The sequence below is a fragment of the Brevibacterium sp. Lmc1 genome (assembly GCF_057654315.1).
The window spans coordinates 2,479,604-2,503,448 of sequence record NZ_CM172803.1; the positions used below are offsets into that span (position 1 = coordinate 2,479,604).

Below are 23,845 nucleotides of genomic sequence, written 5' to 3' on the forward strand. Positions count from 1 at the left end.
ACGCCGTTCCCCATATCCATTCACAGTGGTTCTTCGGCGGAGAACACTGCGATGGCGGGTATCAGGCGGAGGTGTGCGAAAGGTTGAAGAACACCGACGCGATGATCTGGATGCCGATGAGCAGGACGATGAATCCCAGGTCGAGCGAGACCTGTCCCAGCCGCAGCGGCGGAATGATCTTGCGCAGCAGCTTCAGGGGCGGATCGGTGAGTGTGTACACGATCTCGGCGAGGACGAGGAGGAAGCCCGTGGGCCTCCAATCGCGGGAGAACACCTGGACCAGATCGAGCACGACTCGCGCCAGGAGCACGTAGACGTAGAGGCTCAGTGCAGTCCCGAGGATGTAGAAGATGATGGCCACGTGGGTCCCCCGCGCCTTTCGTTGTTGCTTGAGTTCTGAGTCTTCAGCCTATCGGCTCCAGCTGAGGACGAGTTGAGAGCTTCTCCGGCCCACTCAGCTCTGGTTGAAGAAGCTGGCCTGAGTATCCGAATCGGCTTCGCTCTCGCCGGCGACTTCGATGTTCTCGGGGGTGAGCAGGAAGACCTTGTTCGTCACGCGCTCGATCGACCCGTGGAGGCCGAAGATGAGACCGGCGGAGAAGTCGACGAGGCGCTTGGAGTTGTTCTCGTCCATCTCCGAGAGGTTCATGATCACAGGGGTGCCCTCACGGAAGGCGGCACCGATGACCATGGCGTCGTTGTAGCTGCGGGGGTGGATGGTCCTGATGCGGTTCATTGGGGTTCCTGGCGCCGGGGTGTCTACGGGACGGATCGGTGACGGGTGGATCGGTGTCACCGGAGCCGGAGTCCGCTCCTCGGCTGCGGTCGGTTCGTCGTACTGGTCGTCCTCGTCGAAGGTCTCGACGACCTCGCGATCCCGGCGGGCGGGTTCACGACGGTCGGTGTGCTGGGTGGTCTCGTCCTCTTCTTCGACGAAACCCAGGTATTCCAGCGTCTTCTTGATTGCTGACATGTCTAAAGCTCCTCGGACTTCGGCACTTGCTCACCTGTCGCCCAAACTATCGCACGCGAGCATCTGGGCCGGTGAGTCCTATGGGTGTGTCGCGGTGTTTTCTTCCTGCAGCCAGATGATCCCTGCGAAACGGCCCGTGCGCTTCTGCCTGCGGTAGGAGAAGAGGTCCTCGGATTCCTTCGTGCAGGTGCGCGAGAAATGATCGATGGTCACATCGTTCCGGCGCAGCTGTTCGGCCACGGCCCCGGCGACGTCGAGTGCCGGTGTTCCGGTCACCGACACCGAGGCGGCTGTCGGCTCGATCGCCGCGACCTCGCTCCTCAGCGCGGCTGGGACTTCGTAGCAGCGCGGACACACCGAGGGACCGATGACCGCGTGGATGTCCCGTGCACCGGCGTCGTGCATCGCGGCCACTGTTCTGCCGACGATTCCTGCGGCCATTCCCGGGCGGCCCGCGTGGACGGCGGCGATGACACCGGCGTCGGCATCGGCGAGCATGACAGGGGTGCAGTCGGCGACCATGATCGCCAATCCGAGTCCCGGGACGGTCGTCAGTTGGGCGTCGGCCTCCACCGGAGTCTGCCGCAGCTGTGTTTCGTCGCCGATGATGTGCACATCGGTGCCGTGGACCTGGGAGACGAACGAGAGCCGCTCGCCGCTCAGGCCGATGACCTGAGCGAGAGCGGCTCGGTTGGCTGCGACGAGTTCGTCATCGTCTCCGACGTGGCGGGCGAGGTTGAACGAGGAGAAGTCCCCGCTCGAGTATCCGCCGTGCCGGTCGGTGAAGGCGATGTGGGCGGTGCGCCCGCCCGGGATGACGAACCTCGAGCGCAGCATATTACTTGAGGAAGTCCGGGATATCGAGGTCGGAGTCGAAGTTCGAGCTGCTGCGTTCGCCCGGCAGCGAAGCGGGAATCTGGTGTTCCTCGCTGCGGCGCGGCGCAGGTGCAGGCTCGTCGGCTTCGGGGGCCTCGGGCTCGGATTCGGCGATGACGGGCGACTCGGACTCGGTCTCGGCCGGAGCGGCGGCCGGAATCGGCGCGGGGATCTGGTCGGATCCGGCGACCTCCGCGTTCGGGGAGGTGTTGTCGAATCCGGCGGCGATGACGGTCACTCGGCATTCGTCGCCGATGTTGTCATCGATGACGGCGCCGAAGATGATGTTCGCCTCGGGGTGCGCGGCCTCCTGGACCAGGCGTGCGGCCTCGTTGACCTCGAAGAGTCCGAGGTCGCCGCCGCCGGTGATGCAGAAGAGCACTCCGTGGGCGCCGTCGATGCTGGCTTCCAGCAGCGGGGACGCGATCGCGGATTCGGCCGCCTGCACGGCACGGTCGTCGCCGGTTGCCGCACCGATGCCCATGAGCGCGGTCCCGGCATCCTGCATGACCGACTTGACGTCGGCGAAGTCGAGGTTGATCAGACCCGGGACCGAGATGAGGTCGGTGATGCCCTGGACACCGGAGCGCAGCACCTCATCGGCGGAGCGGAATGCTTCGACGACGGAGACGCTGCGATCGGAGATCGAGAGCAGACGGTCGTTGGGGATGACGATAAGGGTGTCGACCTCTTCGCGCAGCGCCGCGATGCCGGCTTCCGCCTGCGCGGAACGACGGCGTCCCTCGAAGGTGAAGGGGCGGGTCACGACGCCGATGGTCAGAGCGCCGAGCGACCGGGCCACGCGGGCCACGACCGGGGCGGCACCGGTTCCCGTGCCGCCGCCTTCGCCGGCGGTGACGAAGACCATGTCCGCGCCCTCGAGAGCGTCGCGGATGGCGTCTTCGGAGGATTCGGCGGCCTTCTTGCCGATCTCCGGGTCTGCGCCGGCGCCGAGGCCTCGGGTCTGGTCGCGGCCGATCTCGAGCTTGACATCGGCGTCGGAGAGGACGAGAGCCTGGGCGTCGGTGTTGATCGCGATGAACTCCACGCCGCGCAGGCCGACGTCGATCATCCTCTGTACAGCGTTGACACCGCCGCCGCCGGTTCCGGCAACTTTGATGTCCGCTCCGGATTGTGGGAATTCAGCCAAGTCGGTTCCTCGTCTCAAGCGCTTGCGCTCCGCAGGGTCTGCGTGCGCATTCGGTCTGTGTTCTCTGCCCTGAGGCTATTGGGCGGGGCAATCTCACTGCAACCATTCTCGCCGGAGTGTCGGGGTTCGGCCAAACTTCACACCCGGTGTGTCGGGGCCAAACGGAGGCAATCGCAGCGACTGGCCCATACGGGGCAGCTCACGGAGGCCCGGGGCGGCCGCGGCGAAGTGTTCGACACCGGCTCGGACCGACGACCGGCCGGGCGGGACTCAGTCGGTCACGGGCACCGAGGGCACGGAGACATCGATCTCGGTGCGGCCCTCGGCGGCCAGCTGGGCGGCGGTGCGCACCTTGAGGCTGGAGTCCGAGGAATCGCCGAAGACGACCGTGGCCTTCTGCTTTCCGGTGTCGAGGCGTCCCTTGAGGCTCATTGCGTCCTTGGCCTCGATCGTCACCAGCTGACGCCTCAGCTCCGGTCGCAGTTCGCCCATGAAGCGAATGACCGCGGAGACGGTCTCTCTGTCCGGCTGGTGTCCTCCGCCGCTGAGCACCGTGAGCTTCTTCGGTGCCGTGTCGACCGTGCCGAGGTCGACGGCTTCGGAGTCGTAGAGGCGATAGCCGGATTCGCCTCTGATGGCGATGACGGGGGTGCGGTCGGTGATCTCGATCTTCAGCGACCTGGGACCCGCGTAGTGGACGGAAGCCGCCTCGGCTTTCGGGAATTCCTCCAGCACGGCGTCCTCGACGCGACCGGGACGCACCTGCGGAAGCGGTCGGCCGCCCTGGTCGTCGAGCACGGAATTGCTGACCTCATCGGTGTTGAGCAGTCGACTGCCGCTCACCTGCACCTTCTGCAGGGACAACAGGGGCGAGAACCAGGCGACGGCGACGAGCGCGATGAGGGCGGCCACGATGCCGATGCCGATGAGGCGTCGACGCCAGGTCTTGAGGCGGCGGGCCCGAATGACTCCGGTGAGGTCCGCGGTGGAGTTGTCACCGGCCTGAGCCGGGGGAAGCGGCACCATGGGCGTCAGCCCTCCAACGCGCTCAGCAGCTCGGGCCCGAGGATGGTCACGTCACCGGCACCGACAGTGAGCACGAGATCGCCTGGCTTCACGCGAGCCGCGACGAAGGGGACCGCCTCGGCGAAGGACTCCAGGAAGGTCACGTTCTCGTGCGGGACACGGTCGGCGATGAGCGCGCCGGTGACTCCGGGCACGGGATCTTCGCGCGCAGGGAAGACGTCGAGGACGACGACCTCATCGGCCAGACCGAGGGCCTGTCCGAATTCCTCCCGGAATTCCATCGTCCGCGAGTACAGGTGGGGTTGGAAGACGGCCCAGACCCGTCCCCCGTCGGTGACGACCCCGCGGGCGGCGCTGAGCACCGCGCGCACCTCGGTCGGGTGATGGGCGTAGTCGTCGATGACGCGCACGCCGGCGGCGATTCCGCGTTCTTCGAAGCGGCGGCGGGTGCCTCCGTAGCCGGCGAGACCCGTGGCCGCACGTTCGACATCTGCGCCGAGGCTGTGCGCCACGGCGATGGCGGCGGTGGCGTTGAGTGCATTGTGCATCCCCGGCTGCCGCAGTTCGACTCGCAGCTCGCCGTCCCGGCCGGGCAGGTCGAGGACGAAGCTCGAGCCGATTCCGGAGTCGAGGTCACGCAGCACGATATCGGCATCCTCGGACGTGCCATAGAGGACGACGTCGGCTCCCTGACTGCGGGAGTGCAGGGCGACGTCGTGGGAGCCGGGGTCGTCGGCGCAGGCGATGATCGTTCCACCTCGGGTCTGGATGCCGTCGCAGAACTCGATGAAGGCTTCGCGCACCTTCTCCGGGGTGCCGTAGTGATCGAGGTGGTCGGCTTCGACGTTCGTGAGGATGCCGATGGCCGGTTCGTAGAGGAGGAACGACCCGTCGGATTCGTCTGCTTCGGCGACGAAGACGTCTCCAGTGCCCAGATGGGCGTTCGTGCCCGTCGTCGACAGCACTCCCCCGATGACGAAGGACGGGTCGACTCCACAGGCCTGCAGCGCCACGGTGGTCATCGACGTGGTCGTGGTCTTCCCGTGGGTGCCCGCCACGGCCACGGCCCGCCGGTCGACCATGAGCGAAGCGAGCGCTCCGGACCGGTGGAGGATGCGCAGTCCCCGGCGCTGTGCTTCGACGAGTTCAGGGTTGTCCTTGCGGATGGCCGATGAGATGACGAGAGTATCGGCCTCGCCGAGGTTGTCGGCCGAATGCCCGATCGTGACCGTTGCTCCCAGAGTCCGGAGAACGTCGACGACGTTGGATTCCTTCGCGTCCGAACCGGAGACGGTGACTCCGTTCATGACCATGATCCGGGCGATTCCGGACATTCCCGATCCGCCGATGCCGATGAAGTGGACAGCCCCGAGTTCACCGACGGGAACGATGTTCGCGGGGCTCGTGTTCGCAGAGGTCATGGTCAGCCTTCCAGCGCGCGGTTGACGATGGCGGCCATGCGGGCCGCGGCATCGGTGGGGTAGTTGAGATGCAGTGCCGCAAGGCTCATCTGCGTCAGACGGGGTCCGTCGGCCAGCAGCGGCAGAATGGTGTCGACGACCGTCGACGGTGAGAATTCGGCATTGTCGACCATGAGTGAGGCACCGGCCGAGACGCTTCCGGAGGCGTTGAGGCGCTGTTCGCCGTTGCCGATGGCCAGCGGCACGTAGACCGCCGGGACTCCGGCGACCGTGGCTTCGGAGACCGTGGCGGCACCGGAGCGGGCGACGAGCAGATCGGCGACCGCATAGGCCCGATGCATTCCGTCGACGTAGTCCACGACGTGGTAGTCGGGCAGCTCGGCCGCCGCCTCCCGCAGGGCCTCGCCCTTTCCGGCCCCCGTGATATGGAGGACTTGGACGCCGGCCTCCTGACACGCGGTCGCGGTGGCCAGGAACGCCTCGTTGATCTTCTGCGCACCGGAGGAACCGCCGGTCACGACGAGGACCGGACGGTCGTCGCGCAGCCCGAGATCGGCACGGAACCCCGCGCGCTGTCCCGCGTCGCTGCGGTCGAGATCCGTGATCTCGGTGGGCATGGGCATGCCGACGAGGATAGAATTCCGCAGCTCGGTGTCCGGGAAGGTGATCCCGACGCGCCCGGTGGTGGTCAGTCGGGCGCCGAGGCGGTTGGCCATTCCCGGCTTCGCATTGGCTTCGTGGACGATCAGTGGGATCTTCGCCTGTTTGGCGGCGAGGAAGGCCGGCGGGCAGACGTAGCCGCCGACCCCGACGACGGCGTCGATGCTGCGGGAGGCGATGATCTGCTTGACGGCGGAGATGTTGCCGCGGAAGCGTCCCGGGAATTTCAGCAGGGCGGGACTGATCGACCGCGGCATGGGCACCTTGTCGATGGTGAGCAGTTCGAACCCGGCGCGCGGTACGATTTCGGCTTCGAGTCCGTCGGGGGTGCCCAACGCCACGACATCCCAGTCGGGGTGCTGCCGGCGCAGCTCACGGCCGATCGCCAGCATCGGCGAGATATGGCCGGTGGTGCCTCCACCGGCGAGGAGGATACTCGTCATCTCATTTCCTTTTCTTGCGGGCAAGCACGGCGAGTGAGGATCGCAGACGTTCCTTGTTGGCGGCGATGGCCGCCTCGGCGCCCGGTTCGGTGCGAGCGAACGACAGCACCACTCCCACTGCGAGGAGTGAGGCGATGATCGAGGAGCCGCCGTAGGACACGAACGGCAGCGGCAGACCGATGACCGGCAGCAGTCCGGTGACGACGCCGATGTTGATTCCGGCCTGCCCGATGATGAGGGCGAAGAAGCCGGCAGTGGCGACCTGGACCATGAGACTGTTCGAACGCATCACCACGCGGACCATGGCGAAGCCGAGGACGGCGAAGATGAGAATGACGACGAGGGTGCCGACGAGGCCCAGCTCCTCTCCGATGATGGCGAAGATGAAGTCGTTGTGGGCTTCGGGCAGCCAGGACCATTTCTCACGGCTGGCGCCGAGCCCGACCCCCAACCATCCGCCGGAGGCCAGCGAGAACAGTCCGTGGTTGGACTGCCAGGCTTGGCCCATGGTGTCTGCAGCGCTCTGGTCCGCGTGACCGGTGAGCATCGCCTGGATGCGGTCAAGACGGTTCTGGGAGCTGAGGACGAAGAAGGTGACCGCCGCGGCGAGCACGCCGCCCAGGAGGATGAAGTACTTCATCGGGAATCCGCCGACGAACAGGCAGACGACGGCCATGGCCATGATGACCAGGCCGGTGCCGAGGTCGTTGCCGGCCACGACGAGTCCGGCGGCGCCGAGGACTCCGGGCACGACGGGAATCATGGCGTGGCCGAAGGTGGTCATCTTCCCGGCCTTCTGGGCGAGGATGAAGCCGAGCCACAGGGCGAGGGCGACCTTGAGGAACTCCGAGGGCTGGATCTGGAATCCGCCGAACCCGATCCAGTTCGCATTGCCCTTCGTCTCTTTGCCGAGTCCGGGGACGAAGACCGCCGCCTGCATGAGGAGTCCGCCGATGATGGCGAACCATGCGATCCGCTTCCAGAACTGCAGCGGCATCCGGCTCGCGATGTACATGAGGACGAGGCCGACCCCGGCGAACATCGCCTGCTTGTTGAAGTAGGCGAATGAGGAGCCGGCTCCCCCGTCGTAGGAAGTGATCGATGAGGCGGAGAGCACCATGACCAGGCCGAGTCCTGTGAGCAGGACGACGGAGGCGAGGATGAGGAAGTAGGTCGTCAGCGGGTGCGCGGAGAGGCTGGAGATGTCATCGCGCAGATGGATCCATGCCTTCTTGAGCACCGAGGCGGTCTTGTTCTTCCCCGCGGCCTTCGCAGGCTTCTTCGCCGCCCCCGCCTTCGGTCTGGAGTCGCGTGCGGCAGATGCCGACCTGCCGGTTCCTGACGAGCGCCTGCCTGCGGTCGTCGTCGGCGCTGTCTTCGCGGCAGACGCTGTGCCGGCAGACTTCGCGTTTCGCGCCTTCGGTGCGGTCTTGACCCCCGTCTGCTGCCGCCCGGTCGTCGACCGTGACGTGGTCGACGTCGTCGGAGCGGATGCGGAGACAGACGTCCTCGCCAGCTTGCGGCGGCGGCGTTCATCCGCCTTCGCGGTGGTCTGCCGTCCCATCTCAGCGCTCCAGGTGCGAGTTGACGGCCTCGGCGAAGAGGTCGCCGCGAGTGTTGTAGTTGAGGAACTGGTCCATGCTCGCGGCTGCCGGTGCCAGGAGAACGGTGTCTCCGGCTTCGGCCAACCGTGCGGCTGCGTCGACGGCGGCCGCGGCGACGGCCTCTCCGCGGCGTTTCGGGACTCCGGAGTCCACGGCCAGGGCCGGTTCGATGCGGACGACTTCGAGGTCGGGGATGGTCGCGGCGATGGCCTCACGGTAAGCCGAGTCGTCCGATCCGATGAGCACGAGTGCCTTCAGCCGTTCGCGGTGGTCGGCGAACAGCGAGGTGAAGTCGGCGCCTTTGGGCAGTCCCCCGGCGATCCAGATGATCGAGTCGAAAGCGGCCAGCGAGGCATTCGCGGCGTGGGTGTTCGTCGCCTTCGAATCGTCGACCCAGCGGATGCCGTCCGCTTCGGCGACGGTGACCATGCGGTGGGCGCCGAGCGAATGGTTCTGCAGTCCCGCGGCGATCGCCTGACCGGGCACGTCGATGGCGCGGGCCAGACAGGCTGCGGCCAGAGCATTGGCGACCTGGTGCGGGGCGGGCCGCGAACCCGCGACCCCGGTGGCCGTCGCCACATCGTCGAGGGAGGCGAGTTCGGCGGCCGATGAGTAGCGCTGCGGAATGAAGGCTCGGTCGACCAGCAGGTCCTCGACGACACCGAGCTCGCCGGGGCGAGGCACACCGGTGGTGAAGCCGATGGCCTTGGCCCCTTCGATGACGTCGGCGTCCTCGACCATGTGCAGAGTCACCTCGTCGGCGCAGTTGTATACGCAGGCGAGCTGCGCATTGTGGAAGATCTTCGCTTTGTCTGCCGCATAGGCTTCGGCGCTGCCGTGCCAGTCGAGGTGATCGGGAGCGATGTTGAGCACGGCTGCGGCGTCGGCGCTCATCGACTCCTGCCAGTGCAGTTGGAAGCTCGAGAGTTCGATCGCGAGGACCTCGAGCCCGGGTTCGAGCACGGCTTCGAGCAGCGGGGTGCCGATATTGCCGCAGGCCTTGGCCTTGAGCCCTGCTGCCAGCAGCATCGATTCGAGCATCGTCGTGGTCGTCGTCTTGCCGTTGGTGCCGGTGATGGCGAGCCATTTGGCGTCGTTGGTGCCGCGGATCCGCCACGCGAGTTCGACTTCGCCGATGACCGGGATGCCGGCCTTCGCTGCGGCCGCGAGCACGGGCTGGTCCGGGCGCCATCCTGGTGAGGTGACGACGAGGTCGAGTTCGCCTTCGGGCAGAGCTTCGACGTGTTCGGGTCCCCGTCGGATGTCGACGTCGAAGACCTCGAGGATCTGCGCCTTCTCGCTCACATCGGCGGTGGCGTCGCCGTCGATGACGATGACATCGGCGCCGCGTTCGCCGAGGTGGACGGCAGCGGGGAATCCCGTCACCCCGAGACCGGTGACGAGGATGCGCAGTCCTGCCAGGGATGAACTCGGTCCGTGCAGTGCGGCCGGGATCTCCTTGGTGGTGGGTTCATCAGCCAATGCGCGCCACCCAATCGGCGTAGAACAGGCAGATTCCGGCGATGACGAAGAGGGCGGCGATGATCCAGAACCTCACCACGATCGTCACTTCGGCCCAGCCCTTGAGTTCGAAGTGGTGCTGCAGGGGCGCCATGCGGAACACGCGTTTGCCGGTGGTCTTGAAGGAAGCGACCTGGATGATCACCGACAGGGTGATGATGACGAAGAGTCCGCCGAGGACGATGAGCAGCAGCTCGGTGCGCGACATGATCGCCAGTCCGGCGAAGGCACCGCCGATGGCCAGCGAACCGGTGTCGCCCATGAAGATCTTCGCCGGCGAGGTGTTGAACCACAGGAAGCCGAAGCAGGCAGCGGCCATGGCGCCGGCGACCATTGCGAGGTCGCGGGGGTCGCGCATGTAGTAGCAGGCGTTCGTGGCCTCGGACATGAGGTTGCAGTTCTGGGTCGACTGCCAGGTGCCGATGACGACATAGGCGGCGAAGACGACCACCGAGGCGCCGGCGGCCAGTCCGTCGAGGCCGTCGGTGAGGTTCACCGCGTTCGAGACAGCGGTGACGATGAGGTTCGCCCAGATGACGAACAGGATGAGGCCGAGGATCGCCGAACCGAAGGCGAGGTCGAGGTTCGTGTCGCGGATGAACGACACCTTCGTCGACGCCGGGGTCTCACCGAAGGAGTTCGGGAACTGCAGCGCGAGCACGGCGAACGAGATTCCGACGAAGGCCTGGCCGATGAGCTTCGGCATGGGGCGCAGTCCCAGTGACCGCTGCTTCTTGATCTTGATGAAGTCGTCGAGGAAGCCGACGACCGCCAGTCCTGCGGCCAGCCACAGCACGAGCAGACCCGACGCTGTGGGCACGGAACCGGTGAACAGGTGTCCGAGCAGGTAGGCGAGCACTGCGGCGCCGATGATGACGACTCCGCCCATGGTCGGGGTTCCGCGCTTCGTCGCGTGCGAGGTCGGACCGTCGTCACGGACGAACTGGCCGTACCCTTTCTTGACGAGCACCCGGATGAACAGCGGTGTCCCGACGAGAGCGAAGATGAGAGCCAGGCAGGCTGCGAGCAGTACGGCAATCATTGGGCCCCCGATACTCCGGCGATTTCGTCTCCCAGATAGCGCAGACCGGCATCGCGGGAGGATTTGAACAGAACGATGTCGCCGGGAGCGAGTTCGGCGCTCAGAAGGTCCTTCGCCTCGGCCGCGGTGGCGACCCAGGCCGCCTCGTTGCCCCAGGAGCCTTCGAGGTTCGCAGCGTTGAAGATCGGCTTCGCGCCCTCTCCCACGACGATGGTGCGAGTGATGTTGAGGCGCACGACGAGTTCGCCGATGTCCGAGTGCGCGGACACCGATTCGGACCCGAGTTCGAGCATCTCGCCGAGCACGGCGAAGGTGCGACGTGGGCTGTTCTCCTCATCACCGCGGCCCATCGAGGCCAGGGTCTTCAAGGAGGCCCGCATGGATTCGGGGTTCGCATTGTAGGCGTCGTTGAGCACGGTCACGCCCGACGGCGAATCGATGAGCTCCATCCGCCAGCGACTGGCCGCCGAGGAGGTCGACAGCGTCGTGACGATCGACCTGGCCGCTACGCCGCAGGCGTGGGCGATGGCGGCTGCCGCCAGAGCGTTGCCGACGTGGTGCTCGCCGATGAGCGCCAGACGCACATCGCGGGGCTCCTCACCGGGCAGGGTGAGGGTGAACGTCGGATGACCGGAGGAATCCGTGGACACCGAGGTACCGCGCACGACCAGGTCGTCGGCACCGACCCATTCGGGCAGGGACTCACGCTGTGAGAACCACAGGGTGGTCACCTCTGGAGCGAGCACCTCGCGCATCGCCGATACGCGGGTGTCGTCGGCGTTGAGCACGGCGGTGGATCCGGCCGTCAGGGACTCGACGAGTTCGGCCTTCGCCCGCGCGGTGTTCTCGATCGAACCGAAGACTCCGGAGTGGGCGGTGCCCACGGCCAGCTCGACGGCGATATCTGGTCGGATGAGGCTCGTCAGATAGGCGAGGTTGCCGATCGACCGTGCGCCCATCTCGAGGACGAGGAAACGGGTGGTTTCGACCGCACGCAGAGCCGTCAATGGGACTCCGACCTCGTTGTTGTAGGAGTTCGGCGGCCACACGGTCTCCGCCTCACCCGAGAGCAGATCCGCGGCGAGGTCCTTCACCGTGGTCTTGCCGACGGAACCGGTGATCGCGATGACAGTGAGTTCGCCGTCTGTGCGCAGGCCTTCGATGCTGTGCTTGGCCAACTGGCCGAGCGCTTCGGTGGCATCGGCGACGACGACGACCGGCAGAGGTTCGTCGTCGATGGTGGGGACGGATTCGCCGATGATCAGGGCCGCTCCCGCCTCGACGGCGGCGGCGGCGAATTCGATGCCGTCGAAGCTCTCGCCTCGGCGGGCGACGTAGATATCGCCGGGTCCGACTTCTCTCGAGTCGGTCACCACACCGGCGGTCAATGGGGTCTCGGGGTCGATGCCGTACAACTCGCCGCCCAGGGCGGTTGCGATTTCGGCTGCAGTCAGTCGCTTCATATCATCTGTGAACTTTACCTGGTTGTGCGCCGCCCAGTCGCATGGACAGCGCTGAGCGTGTCCTGGCCCGGTCGTCGAAATCGGTGACCGTGGTGCCCACGGTCTGGCCTGTCTCATGCCCCTTGCCCGCGATGAGCACGGTCGCCGAGGCGTCTGCTTCGGCAATCGCCTCATCGATGGCGGCACCGCGGTCGGGGACCTCGATGATCTTTTTCACACGGGCCCGTCCCGCATCCACCTCGGCGTCGATTCCCTGCCTGATGGCTGCACGGATCGTGTCGGGATCCTCGGTGCGCGGATTGTCGTCGGTGAGAACGATCACATCGGCTTCACGTGCCGCCGCCTGACCCATGCCGAAGCGCTTGCCGCGGTCGCGGTCGCCTCCGGCGCCGAAGACGATGATGAGCTCATCGGAGTCGGCGTGGAGCGTCGCCAGCGCCTTCGCGATCGCGTCGGGGGTGTGCGAGTAGTCGACGATGGCCCGCGGCAGGATGTCCGGGTGGGATTCGCTCAGCGCCCGCGGACCGGAGACATCGATGATCTCCATCCGTCCGGGCACCGTGGCCACGAAGCTGCGGCCGATGGCATCGATCTCTTCCGCACTGACGCCGGCCTCGATGAGCATCGAGGCTGCCAGGGCCGTATTCGTGACGTTGAAATCGCCTGGCAGCGGTGAGCGGAGCCGGATGCTCTCCCCGTCGTCGAGGTGGAGCACGAAGTCCGAAACGCCTGGGGTGTGCTCGATGCGCCACTGGCTGCGTTCGTCTCGTCCCAGCGTGCGCACGGGCACCTGTGCGGCCGCCGTCATCCGCTCGCCCCATTCGTCTTCGACGACAATGACGGCTTTGTCGGAGAATGTGCGGGTGAACAGCTGGGCCTTCGCCTCGAAGTACTCCTCCATCGTGTTGTGGAAGTCGAGGTGATCCTGGGACAGGTTCGTGAACCCGGCGACGCTGAAGTGAGCCCCGTCGACGCGGTGCTGGCTGAGCGCGTGGGAGGAGACCTCCATCGCACAGGTGTCGACCTCGGCCGCGCGCATCTTCTTGAACAGGGCGTGCAGTTCGGGGGCCTCCGGAGTCGTGCGCACGCTGGGCACCGTATCGCCGGCGATGAGGATGGCGACAGTGCCGATGACGGCGGTGCGGTGGCCCAGTGCCGCGAGCATCCCGTCGGCCAGGTAGGTCGTCGTCGTCTTCCCGTTCGTTCCGGTGACTCCGATGAGCTCCGGCACCGAGGTGGTCCCGTAGACGGCAGCGGAGACGAACCCGAGTACGGCGCGGGGTGCTTCGACGATGAGAGCGGTGACTCCGGCGAGCAGGTCCCGGTCCGCCTCGTCCGTGCTCAGCGCTTCGGTGATGAGATGCCAGCCGGCATCGTCGGTGAGGATGGCGTCGACACCGGCGCGGATCAGCTCGGGGGCGAACTTCGCACCGTGAACGTTCGCTCCCGGCAGGGCGGCGTAGAGCTGACCGGGTGAGACCGCACGCGAGTCGTGGGAGACTCCGGTGACCTCTGTCTCGGGGTCACCGTGGAGGGTGCCGGGTGCGATCGGCAGCAGCTGTGAAAAGCGCATCATTTCCATTCTCGGGCGGGCAGGTCGGGCTTCTGTGTCGACGGTGGGATCTTGAGATGCCGCATGGCGAAGCCCGCGACATCGGAGAACACGGGGGCTGCGGCCTGTCCACCGTAGTAGCCGTTCCGAGGACGTTGCAAAGTCACCGAGATCGCGAGTTCGGGATCTTCGGCGGGCAGGACGCCGACGAAGGAGGCGGTGTATCCGTCATAGCCTCCGCCCTCGGCTGCCGGTGCCTGCGCGGTGCCGGTCTTCCCTGCGACCCTGTAGCCGGAGACCTGGGCGGACTTGCCCGTGCCTTCGGCCACGACGCCTTCGAGCATCCGCAGGGTCTCGTCGGCGGCCTTCTTGCTGACGACGCGTTCCTTCTCTCCTGCGGGGGTGGAGATGGTGCGTCCGTTCGGGGAGATCATTCCGTCGACGAGGCGGGAGGGCACGTGGACTCCCCCGTTGGCGATGGTGGAGATGACGTCGGTCGTCTGGATCGCGTTCGCGGCCACACCCTGACCGAACATCACGGTGTACTTCGTACGTCCGTCCCACTCCTCGTACGGATGCAGGATGCCCGAGGTCTCGGCCGGGAAGTCGATTCCCGAACTGGTGCCGAAGCCGAACTTCTTCATGTATTCGTAGCGCTGGGCTTCGGTGAGTTCCTTGCCCGCCAGCACGGTGCCGGTGTTCGAGGATTGGGCGAGGATTCCGGCGAAGGTGAGCTTCTCGTCGGGGTGCTCGTGGGAGTCGCGGAACTCCTCGTCGTTCGGTGCCTTCCACTTGTCCGGGACGGTGAACTCCTGTTCGGGAGTGACGAGTCCCTGGTCGAGCAGCGCTGCGGCGGTGACCATCTTCGCGGTCGAACCGGGCTCGAACATGTCGGTGAAGATGCGCGAACCGCGGTCGGGGCCGTCGACCTTGCCCGGGGAGTTCGGGTCGACGGTGGGAGCATCCGCGGCGGTGATGATGCGTCCCGTCTTGATCTCTTTGATGACGATCGACGCGGATTCGGCTTCGTGCTTCTTCCGCTGCTCTTCGATGGCCTGCTGTGCGTAGTACTGCATCGCCGGGTCGATCGTCGTCTGCAGGCCCTGGCCGTCGACGGCGTCCTTCATGTTGTTGTCGCCGAGCGGGATGATCTCTCCGCGTGCTCCGCGTTCGTACTGCTGCTGGCCGTCCTTGCCCGACAGCTGTTCGTCATAGGCCGATTCGAGACCGGCCTGGGCCGTGCCGTCGGAGCTGAGGAACCCGACGAGGTTGCCGGCGACTCCGCCGGCAGGGTATGAGCGCACGGAGTACTCATCGGCGGAGATGCCGAGGACCTCGAGCTTCTTCACCGCACGCCAGGTCTCCGAGGTCAGCCCCTTCGCAACGGGGTTCCATCGCTTGTCGCCGACGAGTTTCGGATAGAGGACACCGGGGTCGGTCTTCAGCGGCTTCGACAGGGCTTCGGCTGCGCCCCAGGCTCCGACGAGCTTGCCGTCGACTTCGTACTGGGCGACGTTCTGCTGATCGACGACGAGCTGGTAACGGGAGACGCTGTCGGCGAGCACTGTGCCGTCGGCGGCCAGGATCTGTCCGCGATCGGCCGGCAGGGTCCGAGTGACCAGGCGATTCGACAGCGCCTTCTCCGCCAGCTTCATCGAATCCATACCCTGGATGGATACGAGGCGGACGGAGGTGATGAGGAGGACGAGGACTGACACCGCGGCGATGAAGCCCATCCGCCAACGCAGATCGGGGCCACCGCCTTTGCGCTTCTTCTTCAGTCGGGTCTTGGCTGGGCCCATAGCTTGAGTCCTCGGTCCTTGGTGTGGTCGGCGAATGTGTCGGTCAGGCCGTTCCCTGGTCCCGGTGAGCTCGGACTACTTCGGCGCCTCCTGGCTCGGAGCCGCCACGTCCTGGCTCGGGCTGCCCCCGACGACCGGGAGCTTCTCATCCGATCGTAGATTGGGTCGGATGTCATCACGTGTATCGGCGCGCGGGCCGGGCACGACTGTGGGCTCTTTCTCACCGCTGACGTCGATTCCGGGGGCATCGATCATCTTCCCGGTCTTCGCGTCGAGGAATTCCGGTGAGGAATCACGGACGAGACCGAGCTCTTCGGCGGCCAAGGCGATGTTCTGCGGGGACTCGCGGTATGAGTTGTCTTCGACGAGGCGGTCCTTCTGCTCGGCCAGGGCTTCCTTCTCGCTCGTCAGCTGGTCGACCTTGTAGGAGGTGTTGGCGACGAAGATGTTGAGCAGCAGCACGGCCACGAGGGTGGCGAGAAGGATCCCCACGCACAGTATGGAGAAGGGCAGACGGGACTTCGGCAGTTCGAATTTGAGCAGCCGCAGCTTCGCCCCACCCTGCTGACCACCGGGCTCTTCGAACCGGCGCGGACGTTCGGGGAAGTTATGCTGACCGGCTCTTGCCGAGGAATTGCTCACGATCGTGCCTCCCTGATCTTCTGCACTGCCCGCAGTCGGACGCTTGCCGCCCGCGGGTTGGTCTCTGCTTCTTGCTCATCAGCCATTTCGGCGCCCCGGATGATCTCGGTCAGCCAGGGCTGGTGCTCTTCGGGCACGACCGGCAGATCCGGCGGCGCCGAGGAGGTCGTGGCCGCTCGGAAGGTCTTCTTCACGATCGTGTCCTCCAGTGACTGGTAGGACTCGATGACGGCCACTCCCCCGATGTGCAGCGCTTCCAGTGCCGCCGGCAGTGCGGTGCGGAGCACCCCGAGCTCGTCGTTGACCTCGATGCGCAGGGCCTGGAAGGTGCGTTTGGCGGGGTGCGACTTCTTCTTCGTCTGCGGGATCACTCGGGAGAGCATGGCCGCGAGCTGGTCCGAGGTCTCCCATGGGGTGTCGACCCTGTCGGTGACGATGATCTTCGCGATCTTGCCGGCCAGCTTCTCCTCTCCGTATTCGCGGAGGATGCGGCGCAGCTCGGATTCCGAGTAGGTGGCCAGCACTTTCTCGGCGGTGAGCTCCTGGGTGCGGTCCATGCGCATATCCAGGGGCGCCGGCCGGGAGTAGGAGAATCCGCGTTCGTCCTCGTCGAGCTGCAGCGAGGACACTCCCAGGTCGAGCAGGATCGCGCTGATCTCTGAGATGCCGAGGTCGTCGAGGACCTCGGGCAGCTCGTCGTCGACTGCGTGGACGATATCGATGCGGTCGGCGAAGGGGGCCAGGCGTTTCGTGGCGATGTCGATGGCCTGCAGATCACGGTCGATGCCGACGAGGTGGACATCGTCGAAGGCCGTGAGGACGGCTTCGGCGTGACCGCCCATTCCGAGTGTGCCGTCGACGACGACCGGGGTGAGACCCGCGTCCCTGGCGGCTTCGACGCCGACGCCGATGAGTTCGACCACGCGCGTCAGGAGCACCGGTACGTGCTGAGCTGTCATTCGTGGGTCCTTCATACGGGGGTGGTCGGGGGTGCGCTGCTGGAGCCAGAACCTTGACCGCCGTGGCCCTGCCACCGGGGAAGTGTGTCAGGACGTCCGAGCTTCGGAAACGGGGAAGTTCCCCGAAACTCGAGCACGGCGGGCAAGGATCAAACCCGAGCAGAATCAGATCACTCCGGGGATCACCTCCTCCTCGCGTTCGGCGAAGGCCTGCTGAGCGCCGACGAGGTAGTCCTCCCAGGTCGGTGCATCCCAGATCTCGACTCGGTTGCCCATGCCGATCACTGCGACTTCCCGATCGAGTGATGCGTACTGCCGCAATATGTTCGGGACCGTGATGCGTCCCTGTTTGTCCGGTTGGTCCGCAAATGCCGCCGACAGGAACACGCGCTGGTAATCGCGGGCTTCCTTATTCGTCTTCGGCGCGTTCTGGATTCGCGCGTGCTCGGCTTCGAACTCCGTGGTGGGGAACAGGGTGAGGCAGTTCTCCTGGCCACGGGTCAGAACGAGTCCGGGCGACAGCTCCTCGCGGAACTTTGCGGGCAGGATGAGGCGACCTTTGTCGTCGAGCTTCTGCATATGAGTGCCCAAGAACATGTCGTCTCACCCCTTTCGAAACCCATCGGCTCCGATAGCAACCACAGTACTCCACTTCCCTCCACATATTCCAGCTTTTCGCTTCAACGATGCTCCTGACTCATTGTTTTCCCAGGTCAGATAGGTGGAGGAAAGTGGGGAAAATTTCTCGAGGGCGCGTCGCGGGAGTGTCGGATGCGGGAAGAACGGCGGGCCCGCGAAGGCGGTGGGCCGCCTCGGCGAGGACGATGAGAACGGCACAGATCCGCGAGAATCCGGGGATCACGGGCGAGACCCGCGCCGAGGTGGAGGCGAGTGGGGAGGAAAGTGGAGGGTCCGCGTGGAGGAAAGTGGGGAGAGTGGTGGGGAGTGGGGTGGGGCGCCTCGGGGAGGGCGTGGGAGTGGGGAGGAGAAGGGAGTGACGAAGCTGAAAGAAACTCGTGTGGCTGGGGTGCGGGCTTTAAGGGACAATGGAGGGTATGTCGACCAGCCAAGAAGGTACACAGACCAATTCCGTGATCGGCGCCGAACACATCGAGTGGGTGCAGAATCTGACCTCGCGGGCACGCACCGCGATGAACTCGGTGCTCGAGGGCAAGGATGAGGCCGTCGGCCTCTCACTCATCGCACTGCTCGCCGGCGGACATGTCCTCCTCGAAGACGTCCCCGGCGTCGGCAAGACCCTGTTGGCCCGTGCCATGGGCAAGGTCGTCGACGGTTCCGTGCGCCGCATCCAGTTCACCCCGGACCTGCTGCCCACCGACGTCGTGGGTGTGAACCTGTTCAACCAGGAGACTCGTCACTTCGAGTTCCGACAGGGACCGGTGTTCGCGAACATCGTCATCGCCGACGAGATCAACCGCGCGTCCCCGAAGACGCAGTCGGCGATGCTCGAGTGCATGGCCGAGGGTCAGGCGACGATCGACGGGCAGACCTATCCGATGCCCACGCCGTTCATCGTCGTCGCCACTCAGAATCCGATCGACATGGAGGGCACCTACGCTCTGCCCGAGGCGCAGCGCGACCGCTTCCTCACCCGTATCTCCCTGGGATATCCGGCGACGTCCGATGAGGTCGATCTGCTGGACAACCAGATCCAGAACGATCCCCTCGAGACCGCTGCCGCGGTGACGAACCTCGAGCAGATCACTCAGGCCCGCACCATCGTCCGCCATGTCTCCGCCAGCCGGCAGCTGCGCGAGTACATCGTGGCGATCCTCCATGCCACCCGCACCGATCAGGCGATCCTGCTCGGCAGCTCCCCGCGCGGCGGCGTCCATCTGCTGCGGGCGGCGAAGGCACGCGCGGCACTGTCGGGGCGCACCTTCGTCACCCCCGACGATGTGCAGGCTCTGGCCCCGTACATCCTCGCCCACCGCATCATCCCCCGCGACGGAGACGACGCAGACCTGGCTGCCGACCTCATCGGTCGGGTGCTGTCCCGCGTGCCCGTCTCGGCGAACCAGTGACCGCATGCGACTGAGCACTTCGGGCATCATCTTCGTCCTGGCCGGGGCGGCCCTGATCATCACGGCCTACCGCTTCGCGCTGCCTGGCCTGCTGCCGGCCGGTCTGCTGCTGCTCGGCCTGGTCCTGCTCTCGGCGCTGCTCATCCTATGGGGCACCCGTCGGGTGTCGATCGCGATGAGCACGAACCTCCACGAAGTGGCGCTGTCTCCTTCGGGAGACCGCTACCCGCTGGCCGCCGAAGGCAAAGAGGTCGAAGTCCAGGCGCGCGTGACGAATGTCGGCCAGCTCGCGATTCCCGCCGCGACGATCGATTTCACTCCGGCCGAGGGATTCGGCGACTCCACCTCCGGTGATGTCCCGGCTCTGGCCCATGGTGCATCGCAGACGGTGCTGACGTCGTTCACCCCCAATCGCCGCGGTGTCTCCGGGATCGATGCGGTCCTCATCACCGTGTTCGGCCCCTTCGGCCTGGTGAAGATGAAGAAGAAGGCCCACGGGGCCTTTCCCGTGGCCGTGTCCGTGCCGATCCTGCCTGCACGCATCCCGCAGGATTCGTCGATCCGGCCCTCCCGCCTCGACGACGGCAAGGTCCGCACCGGACACACCACCCGGGACTTCCACACACGTGAGTACGTGCCCGGCGATGATCTGCGGCATGTGCATTGGCCCTCGACGGCGAAGTCCGGCGAGCTCATGGTCCGGCACGAAGCCGATGAGGAGACGCTCCATTCGCTCATCCTCATCGACCTCGTCGCCGATGAGGGTGCCGAGGAGCCGACCGACCTCGAGATCGAGTTCCTGCTGGCCGCGGCGACCGCGGCCGGAACCGCGTTCCTCAAGGCCGATTACGAAGTCAATGTCGTCGCTCCCGGACACCAGATCAGATTCAAAGGAGCCCGCGAGATCGACAAGCTGCGTCTGCTCTCCGCCCTTGTGCGCCCGGGCAGGGTCGAACTGCCCTCGCACGACAACCCCAACCACATCGTCATCTGCTCCGTCGGCGACCAGCGCGGGCAGGAACTCGCCTCGCACTTCTCCCGCCGCGTGCCGGTGACTCTGCGCACGCTCAGCGAGATCGACGATCTGACGATGCTCGGTCTCAGCGAGGACCTGCCGGAGTCCTGGACGACGTTCGAGTCCAAGCGCTCTCGCAGCGGCACCGGTCGGACCTCGGCCGAACCCGGACCGGGAACTGCCGGTGCCGGCAGCGCGTCCGCGGCTCCGGGTGGTGCGAGCTCGACTCCGCAGGGGGTGCGCCGATGAGTCTGAATACTCCCGACACACGTCTGCGCGGAGCCGATTCCGAGTCTCCGGCGAACGGCTATTCGGCTCCCTCGTCGACGGGCGATGAGCGCCCGAGCACGGGCTGGCTCGAGGCGATCGTCGTCTTCGTCGCCATGGCCCTGACCGCTGTCGCCGTATCGGCGGTGTTCAAGGACTTCGCCTGGGTCTCGCCCGTCCTGGTCGCCGTCGCCGTCGTCGTCATCGTCGGCGCCGTGTTCCGCACCGTTCCGGCACTGCGCTCGACCGGCACCGCGGTCATCGCCCAGTGCGTGGCCGGTCTCATCGCGGTCTTCATCGTCTGCGCCGGGGATTCGCTTCTGCTCGGGTTCATCCCGACCGGTGAGTCCTTCGGAACGGTGATCGATCTGCTCTCCGAGGGGGTCAGCGACCTCTACGCGACCGCTCCCCCGGCGGCGAGCACACCGGGCTTCATCGCGATGCTCACGATCGCTTTCACCCTCATCACGATCCTCATCGACGGCCTCGTCTCGGATCTGCGGGCACCGAAGGTCGGCGGTGTGCTGCTGCTCGTGCTGTGGATGATCCCCGTCTACTTCGCCGCGCAGGAGGTGAAGTGGTGGCACATCGTCGCGATCCTCGCGGCGTTCCTGCTGCTCATGCTCAGCCCCTATCTGCCCGCGACCCGGTGGCGCGGAGGAATGACGGCGATCCTCGCCGGAGCTCTGGCTCTGGCGATCGGCATCGGCCTGCCCCTTCTGCTGCCCCCGGTGCCCACCCTGCCCGACCGGGCCTCGAAGGGCCAGGGCGACCTGACGGTGACGAACCCATTCCTCAACCTGCGCCAGAACCTCGGCGACCGGGATGACAAGACGCTGTTCAGCTACCAGACGACGGACGAGGACGCGGATCCGATCCGGTTGACCTCGATCGATGACTTCGACGGTGAGAACTGGGCACCGAGCCCGTTCAGCCTCGATCCGTTCGCGATCGCCGCCGACGGAATGCCATGGCCCGCGGGGATGCCGCGGGACAAGAACTTCAAGGAGCAGACGATCAGCGTCGCTGTCGGCGACGACTACGACCAGCAGTACCTGCCGTCTCCGTATGCTCCGCAGCAGCCGAAGGACCTGAGTCGTCGGTGGATCTTCGACGAGAAGACCTTGACGGTCGTCGGCAACGGTGAGAAGACCGGTGGACTGCAGTATTCGATGGACTATCTGTCCCCGAATCCCGACGTCGAGGATCTGCAGTCGGCGACTCCGGTGTCCGAGAGCGACTTCGAGACCGAACTCGCCGTCCCCGATTCCCTGCCGACCAGCGTGAAGGAGACCGCAGAGCGGGTCACCGCCGATGCGGATAACCAGTGGGAGGCCGCAGTCATGTTGCAGGCGTACTTCCGCGGCGGCGATTTCGAGTATTCGCTCGATGCTCCCGAACGGGCCAGCGGCGACGCGATCTCGGACTTCCTGGCCGATAAGCAGGGCTACTGCGTCCAGTTTTCCTCGGCCATGACGATCATGGCCCGGACGATGGGAATTCCGGCCCGCATCGGCGTCGGATACGCCGGCGGGAACGAATCCGAGAACGGCGTCGATGTGAGCATGCAGGATTCGCATGCCTGGCCGGAGCTCTACTTCGAAGGTGCCGGCTGGGTGCGCTTCGAACCCACCCCCGGCGGTCCCGCCGGAGATCCGCCGAAGTGGACCCTCGCCGATGGCGCCGACCAGCAGGAGGAGGGCGACGAGTCGGAATCTGCGAGCCCGAGCGAAGAACCGACCGAATCTGCTTCGCCGACCGGTGGCTCCGAGGAACCCACCGAGGAGGAGACGAGCACTCAGGCCGCAGAACCGGCCGGTTCGAACCTGGGCACTGTCATCGGCATCGCTGCGATCGTGCTCGTCCTGCTGCTGCTCGCGGCACTGCCTGCGATCTGGCGTTCGATCCTGCGCTCGCGCAGGACGAAGGATCCGCAGAATCTCGAAGCGGTGTGGACAGAGGTCCGTGCTCTGGCCACCGACTACGGGCAGAGCTTGGATTCGAGTCGGACGCTGCGCTTCAACGAGCTCGTGCTCGCCGGTGCCGTCCCAGCAACCGGTGCTGCCGGCGGTGGTGGCACCGAGGCTGCAGATGCCTCGAGCTCGACCGGTACGGATGCCGGCCCCACGGCACCTGAGATCGATTCGGACACCGGCGAACCGATGCGAAAGTCCGCCGCCGAGGCGGCTGCCGGTTCCGGTGCCGCCGCACAGAACGCGGAAGCCGCCGGTTCCTCGACGTTCGATCGTTCGGATGAACGGCTGAGGCGTCTGAGCAGTCCGGCCCCGTCACGTCCTTCCGAGTCGGGTCATGATGATTCTGCGCTGGGAGCGTTCGTCGATGCCCTCGAAGCCCAGCGCTACGGTGCCGCTCCCGAGTCGCTCGATGATTCGGAGGTACGTGCGCTCGTCGACGAAGTGAGGACGGACTTGTCGGAGCGGGCCACGCCGGGCAGTCGGATCTCTGCGAAGATCTGGCCGGCCAGCCTGTTCCATCGTCCGAAATGACGATGAGCTGACGATCCTGGCCTCTACCTGACGGTCCTGGCCGATGAGCGAAGAGGCGGTCCTGTGGGCCGCCTCTTCGCTTCCTCGCAGAGTCTGGGCGCTCAGTGCGTGAGCGCGGGACCTCAATGCCCTGCCGCGTGTTTCGCGTTCTCTCGGTCGAGTGCACGCAGGGCGAGCAGGCCGCGCACGGCGGCGATGGGCTTCACCAGCGGATGTTCTCCGAACCGGTAGTCTCCCCCGCGGACCAGTCGTCGTGCAAGGTCCGGGCGCATCTGCCACAGGTGGTCACGGGCTTTCTCGGCATGATGGGAGTTCGAGACGATGCTGATCGTTGTGGCCGGGGTGAGTTCGCGGTCGATGATGGGGATCGCGTTGGCGATGTTCTCCCACGTCGTTGTGCTCTGCGCTTCCAGCACAGTTCGGCCGGCGAAGCCGAGTTCGTCCCGGGCGAAGCGTTCGAGGATGAGGGCCTCCGGTGTTCGTCCTGTGACGGCCCCTCCGCAGAGGATGAGGAGAGTCGACCGGGCTGTCGGATCGATCGACCGCAGACCTGCGCGGACCCGAAACCGGTTGATTCCGTTCGGTCGCTGACCGCGGTTTGCATATCCGAGGACGATGATGATCTGGTCGCTGTCGGCTGTGGTCTCGTCTCTGCCTGCCGCGGTCAGGGCCCGAGTGTCCGGACACGACCACCGGTCGCTCCGTGATCGCCGGCCATCAGAGGTATCACAGTCTCCCAGCCGACGGTGGCTCGATCGCCAGTGCGCTGCCTCGGCGAAGGCGAAGACGCCGGCAAAGACAGCAAGGGCAGAACCGGCGAGTAGGCGGACCGGCATTGAAAAAGGCACCCTCATATCGAGAGTGCCTTGATCGCAGA

Annotated in this window: 20 protein-coding genes; 3 read left to right on the forward strand and 17 right to left on the reverse strand. The window is 66.1% G+C overall.

What is annotated here, in order from left to right; genetic code table 11:
- Window positions 1–61: 61 nt before the first annotated feature.
- The 16 genes from AC239G_RS11095 to mraZ form a co-directional block, all read right to left on the reverse strand.
- The gene (locus AC239G_RS11095; protein ID WP_101546294.1) at window positions 62–361 is read right to left on the reverse strand and encodes a YggT family protein; all 300 of its coding nucleotides are present in this window, start codon (window positions 359–361) and stop codon (window positions 62–64) included.
- 93 nt (window positions 362–454) lie between these two features.
- On the reverse strand, window positions 455–973 hold the full coding sequence (locus tag AC239G_RS11100; RefSeq protein ID WP_487488847.1) for a cell division protein SepF: 519 nt from the start codon (window positions 971–973) through the stop codon (window positions 455–457).
- 78 nt (window positions 974–1,051) lie between these two features.
- Entirely contained in the window at window positions 1,052–1,810 is a 759-nt protein-coding gene (gene pgeF, locus AC239G_RS11105) for a peptidoglycan editing factor PgeF (protein ID WP_420096075.1), read from the reverse strand.
- Between the two features lies 1 nt (window position 1,811).
- Complete coding sequence (gene ftsZ, locus AC239G_RS11110) at window positions 1,812–2,999, reverse strand: cell division protein FtsZ (RefSeq protein WP_139469770.1); 1,188 nt, start codon at window positions 2,997–2,999, stop codon at window positions 1,812–1,814.
- 270 nt (window positions 3,000–3,269) lie between these two features.
- Complete coding sequence (locus AC239G_RS11115; RefSeq protein ID WP_139469769.1) at window positions 3,270–4,025, reverse strand: cell division protein FtsQ/DivIB; 756 nt, start codon at window positions 4,023–4,025, stop codon at window positions 3,270–3,272.
- Between the two features lie 5 nt (window positions 4,026–4,030).
- The gene (murC, locus tag AC239G_RS11120) at window positions 4,031–5,446 is read right to left on the reverse strand and encodes a UDP-N-acetylmuramate--L-alanine ligase (protein WP_259358844.1); all 1,416 of its coding nucleotides are present in this window, start codon (window positions 5,444–5,446) and stop codon (window positions 4,031–4,033) included.
- 2 nt (window positions 5,447–5,448) lie between these two features.
- The gene (locus AC239G_RS11125) at window positions 5,449–6,549 is read right to left on the reverse strand and encodes a UDP-N-acetylglucosamine--N-acetylmuramyl-(pentapeptide) pyrophosphoryl-undecaprenol N-acetylglucosamine transferase (protein WP_487488848.1); all 1,101 of its coding nucleotides are present in this window, start codon (window positions 6,547–6,549) and stop codon (window positions 5,449–5,451) included.
- 1 nt (window position 6,550) lies between these two features.
- Window positions 6,551–8,113 (reverse strand): putative lipid II flippase FtsW, encoded by a 1,563-nt coding sequence (gene ftsW, locus AC239G_RS11130; protein ID WP_487488849.1) that lies wholly within the window; start codon window positions 8,111–8,113, stop codon window positions 6,551–6,553.
- Between the two features lies 1 nt (window position 8,114).
- Entirely contained in the window at window positions 8,115–9,635 is a 1,521-nt protein-coding gene (murD, locus tag AC239G_RS11135; RefSeq protein WP_248284066.1) for a UDP-N-acetylmuramoyl-L-alanine--D-glutamate ligase, read from the reverse strand.
- The gene (gene mraY / locus AC239G_RS11140) at window positions 9,628–10,716 is read right to left on the reverse strand and encodes a phospho-N-acetylmuramoyl-pentapeptide-transferase (protein ID WP_139469765.1); all 1,089 of its coding nucleotides are present in this window, start codon (window positions 10,714–10,716) and stop codon (window positions 9,628–9,630) included. Before mraY ends, murD begins: the two co-directional genes overlap by 8 nt.
- The gene (locus AC239G_RS11145) at window positions 10,713–12,179 is read right to left on the reverse strand and encodes a UDP-N-acetylmuramoyl-tripeptide--D-alanyl-D-alanine ligase (RefSeq protein ID WP_139908251.1); all 1,467 of its coding nucleotides are present in this window, start codon (window positions 12,177–12,179) and stop codon (window positions 10,713–10,715) included. The genes mraY and AC239G_RS11145 overlap by 4 nt, the downstream gene beginning before the upstream one ends.
- 1 nt (window position 12,180) lies before the next feature.
- On the reverse strand, window positions 12,181–13,752 hold the full coding sequence (locus tag AC239G_RS11150; protein WP_487488850.1) for a UDP-N-acetylmuramoyl-L-alanyl-D-glutamate--2,6-diaminopimelate ligase: 1,572 nt from the start codon (window positions 13,750–13,752) through the stop codon (window positions 12,181–12,183).
- A complete protein-coding gene (locus AC239G_RS11155; protein WP_487488851.1) occupies window positions 13,752–15,533 on the reverse strand; it encodes a peptidoglycan D,D-transpeptidase FtsI family protein in 1,782 nt (593 codons plus the stop codon). Before AC239G_RS11155 ends, AC239G_RS11150 begins: the two co-directional genes overlap by 1 nt.
- A 75-nt stretch (window positions 15,534–15,608) precedes the next feature.
- Entirely contained in the window at window positions 15,609–16,175 is a 567-nt protein-coding gene (gene ftsL / locus AC239G_RS11160) for a cell division protein FtsL (RefSeq protein WP_139469761.1), read from the reverse strand.
- The gene (gene rsmH / locus AC239G_RS11165; RefSeq protein WP_139469760.1) at window positions 16,172–17,134 is read right to left on the reverse strand and encodes a 16S rRNA (cytosine(1402)-N(4))-methyltransferase RsmH; all 963 of its coding nucleotides are present in this window, start codon (window positions 17,132–17,134) and stop codon (window positions 16,172–16,174) included. Before rsmH ends, ftsL begins: the two co-directional genes overlap by 4 nt.
- A 165-nt stretch (window positions 17,135–17,299) precedes the next feature.
- Window positions 17,300–17,731 (reverse strand): division/cell wall cluster transcriptional repressor MraZ, encoded by a 432-nt coding sequence (gene mraZ / locus AC239G_RS11170; protein WP_039208349.1) that lies wholly within the window; start codon window positions 17,729–17,731, stop codon window positions 17,300–17,302.
- A gap of 458 nt (window positions 17,732–18,189) precedes the next feature.
- Here mraZ and AC239G_RS11175 point away from each other — a divergent pair, with 458 nt between their 5' ends.
- The 3 genes from AC239G_RS11175 to AC239G_RS11185 are packed head-to-tail and all read left to right on the forward strand — an operon-like array spanning window position 18,190 to window position 22,968.
- Window positions 18,190–19,179, forward strand: coding sequence for an AAA family ATPase (locus tag AC239G_RS11175; protein ID WP_487488852.1), 990 nt, complete (start codon window positions 18,190–18,192; stop codon window positions 19,177–19,179).
- 4 nt (window positions 19,180–19,183) lie between these two features.
- Window positions 19,184–20,443 carry a DUF58 domain-containing protein gene (locus tag AC239G_RS11180; RefSeq protein ID WP_139469759.1) on the forward strand — a complete coding sequence of 420 codons (1,260 nt, stop codon included), beginning with the start codon at window positions 19,184–19,186 and terminating at the stop codon, window positions 20,441–20,443.
- A complete protein-coding gene (locus tag AC239G_RS11185) occupies window positions 20,440–22,968 on the forward strand; it encodes a transglutaminase TgpA family protein (RefSeq protein WP_487488853.1) in 2,529 nt (842 codons plus the stop codon). The genes AC239G_RS11180 and AC239G_RS11185 overlap by 4 nt, the downstream gene beginning before the upstream one ends.
- A gap of 122 nt (window positions 22,969–23,090) precedes the next feature.
- Here AC239G_RS11185 and AC239G_RS11190 read toward each other — a convergent pair whose 3' ends face one another.
- Window positions 23,091–23,804 (reverse strand): YdcF family protein, encoded by a 714-nt coding sequence (locus tag AC239G_RS11190; RefSeq protein WP_487488854.1) that lies wholly within the window; start codon window positions 23,802–23,804, stop codon window positions 23,091–23,093.
- Between the last annotated feature and the right edge of the window lie 41 nt (window positions 23,805–23,845).

Coding starts and splice junctions, on each gene's coding strand:
- AC239G_RS11100 (WP_487488847.1), bottom strand. CDS start 973: ATGTCAGCAATCAAGAAGACGCTGGAATACCTGGGTTTCGTCGAAGAA.
- pgeF (WP_420096075.1), bottom strand. CDS start 1,810: ATGCTGCGCTCGAGGTTCGTCATCCCGGGCGGGCGCACCGCCCACATC.
- AC239G_RS11115 (WP_139469769.1), bottom strand. CDS start 4,025: ATGGTGCCGCTTCCCCCGGCTCAGGCCGGTGACAACTCCACCGCGGAC.
- murC (WP_259358844.1), bottom strand. CDS start 5,446: ATGACCTCTGCGAACACGAGCCCCGCGAACATCGTTCCCGTCGGTGAA.
- AC239G_RS11125 (WP_487488848.1), bottom strand. CDS start 6,549: ATGACGAGTATCCTCCTCGCCGGTGGAGGCACCACCGGCCATATCTCG.
- ftsW (WP_487488849.1), bottom strand. CDS start 8,113: ATGGGACGGCAGACCACCGCGAAGGCGGATGAACGCCGCCGCCGCAAG.
- mraY (WP_139469765.1), bottom strand. CDS start 10,716: ATGATTGCCGTACTGCTCGCAGCCTGCCTGGCTCTCATCTTCGCTCTC.
- AC239G_RS11145 (WP_139908251.1), bottom strand. CDS start 12,179: ATGAAGCGACTGACTGCAGCCGAAATCGCAACCGCCCTGGGCGGCGAG.
- AC239G_RS11150 (WP_487488850.1), bottom strand. CDS start 13,752: ATGCGCTTTTCACAGCTGCTGCCGATCGCACCCGGCACCCTCCACGGT.
- AC239G_RS11155 (WP_487488851.1), bottom strand. CDS start 15,533: ATGGGCCCAGCCAAGACCCGACTGAAGAAGAAGCGCAAAGGCGGTGGC.
- rsmH (WP_139469760.1), bottom strand. CDS start 17,134: ATGACAGCTCAGCACGTACCGGTGCTCCTGACGCGCGTGGTCGAACTC.
- mraZ (WP_039208349.1), bottom strand. CDS start 17,731: ATGTTCTTGGGCACTCATATGCAGAAGCTCGACGACAAAGGTCGCCTC.
- AC239G_RS11175 (WP_487488852.1), top strand. CDS start 18,190: ATGTCGACCAGCCAAGAAGGTACACAGACCAATTCCGTGATCGGCGCC.
- AC239G_RS11180 (WP_139469759.1), top strand. CDS start 19,184: ATGCGACTGAGCACTTCGGGCATCATCTTCGTCCTGGCCGGGGCGGCC.
- AC239G_RS11185 (WP_487488853.1), top strand. CDS start 20,440: ATGAGTCTGAATACTCCCGACACACGTCTGCGCGGAGCCGATTCCGAG.
- AC239G_RS11190 (WP_487488854.1), bottom strand. CDS start 23,804: ATGCCGGTCCGCCTACTCGCCGGTTCTGCCCTTGCTGTCTTTGCCGGC.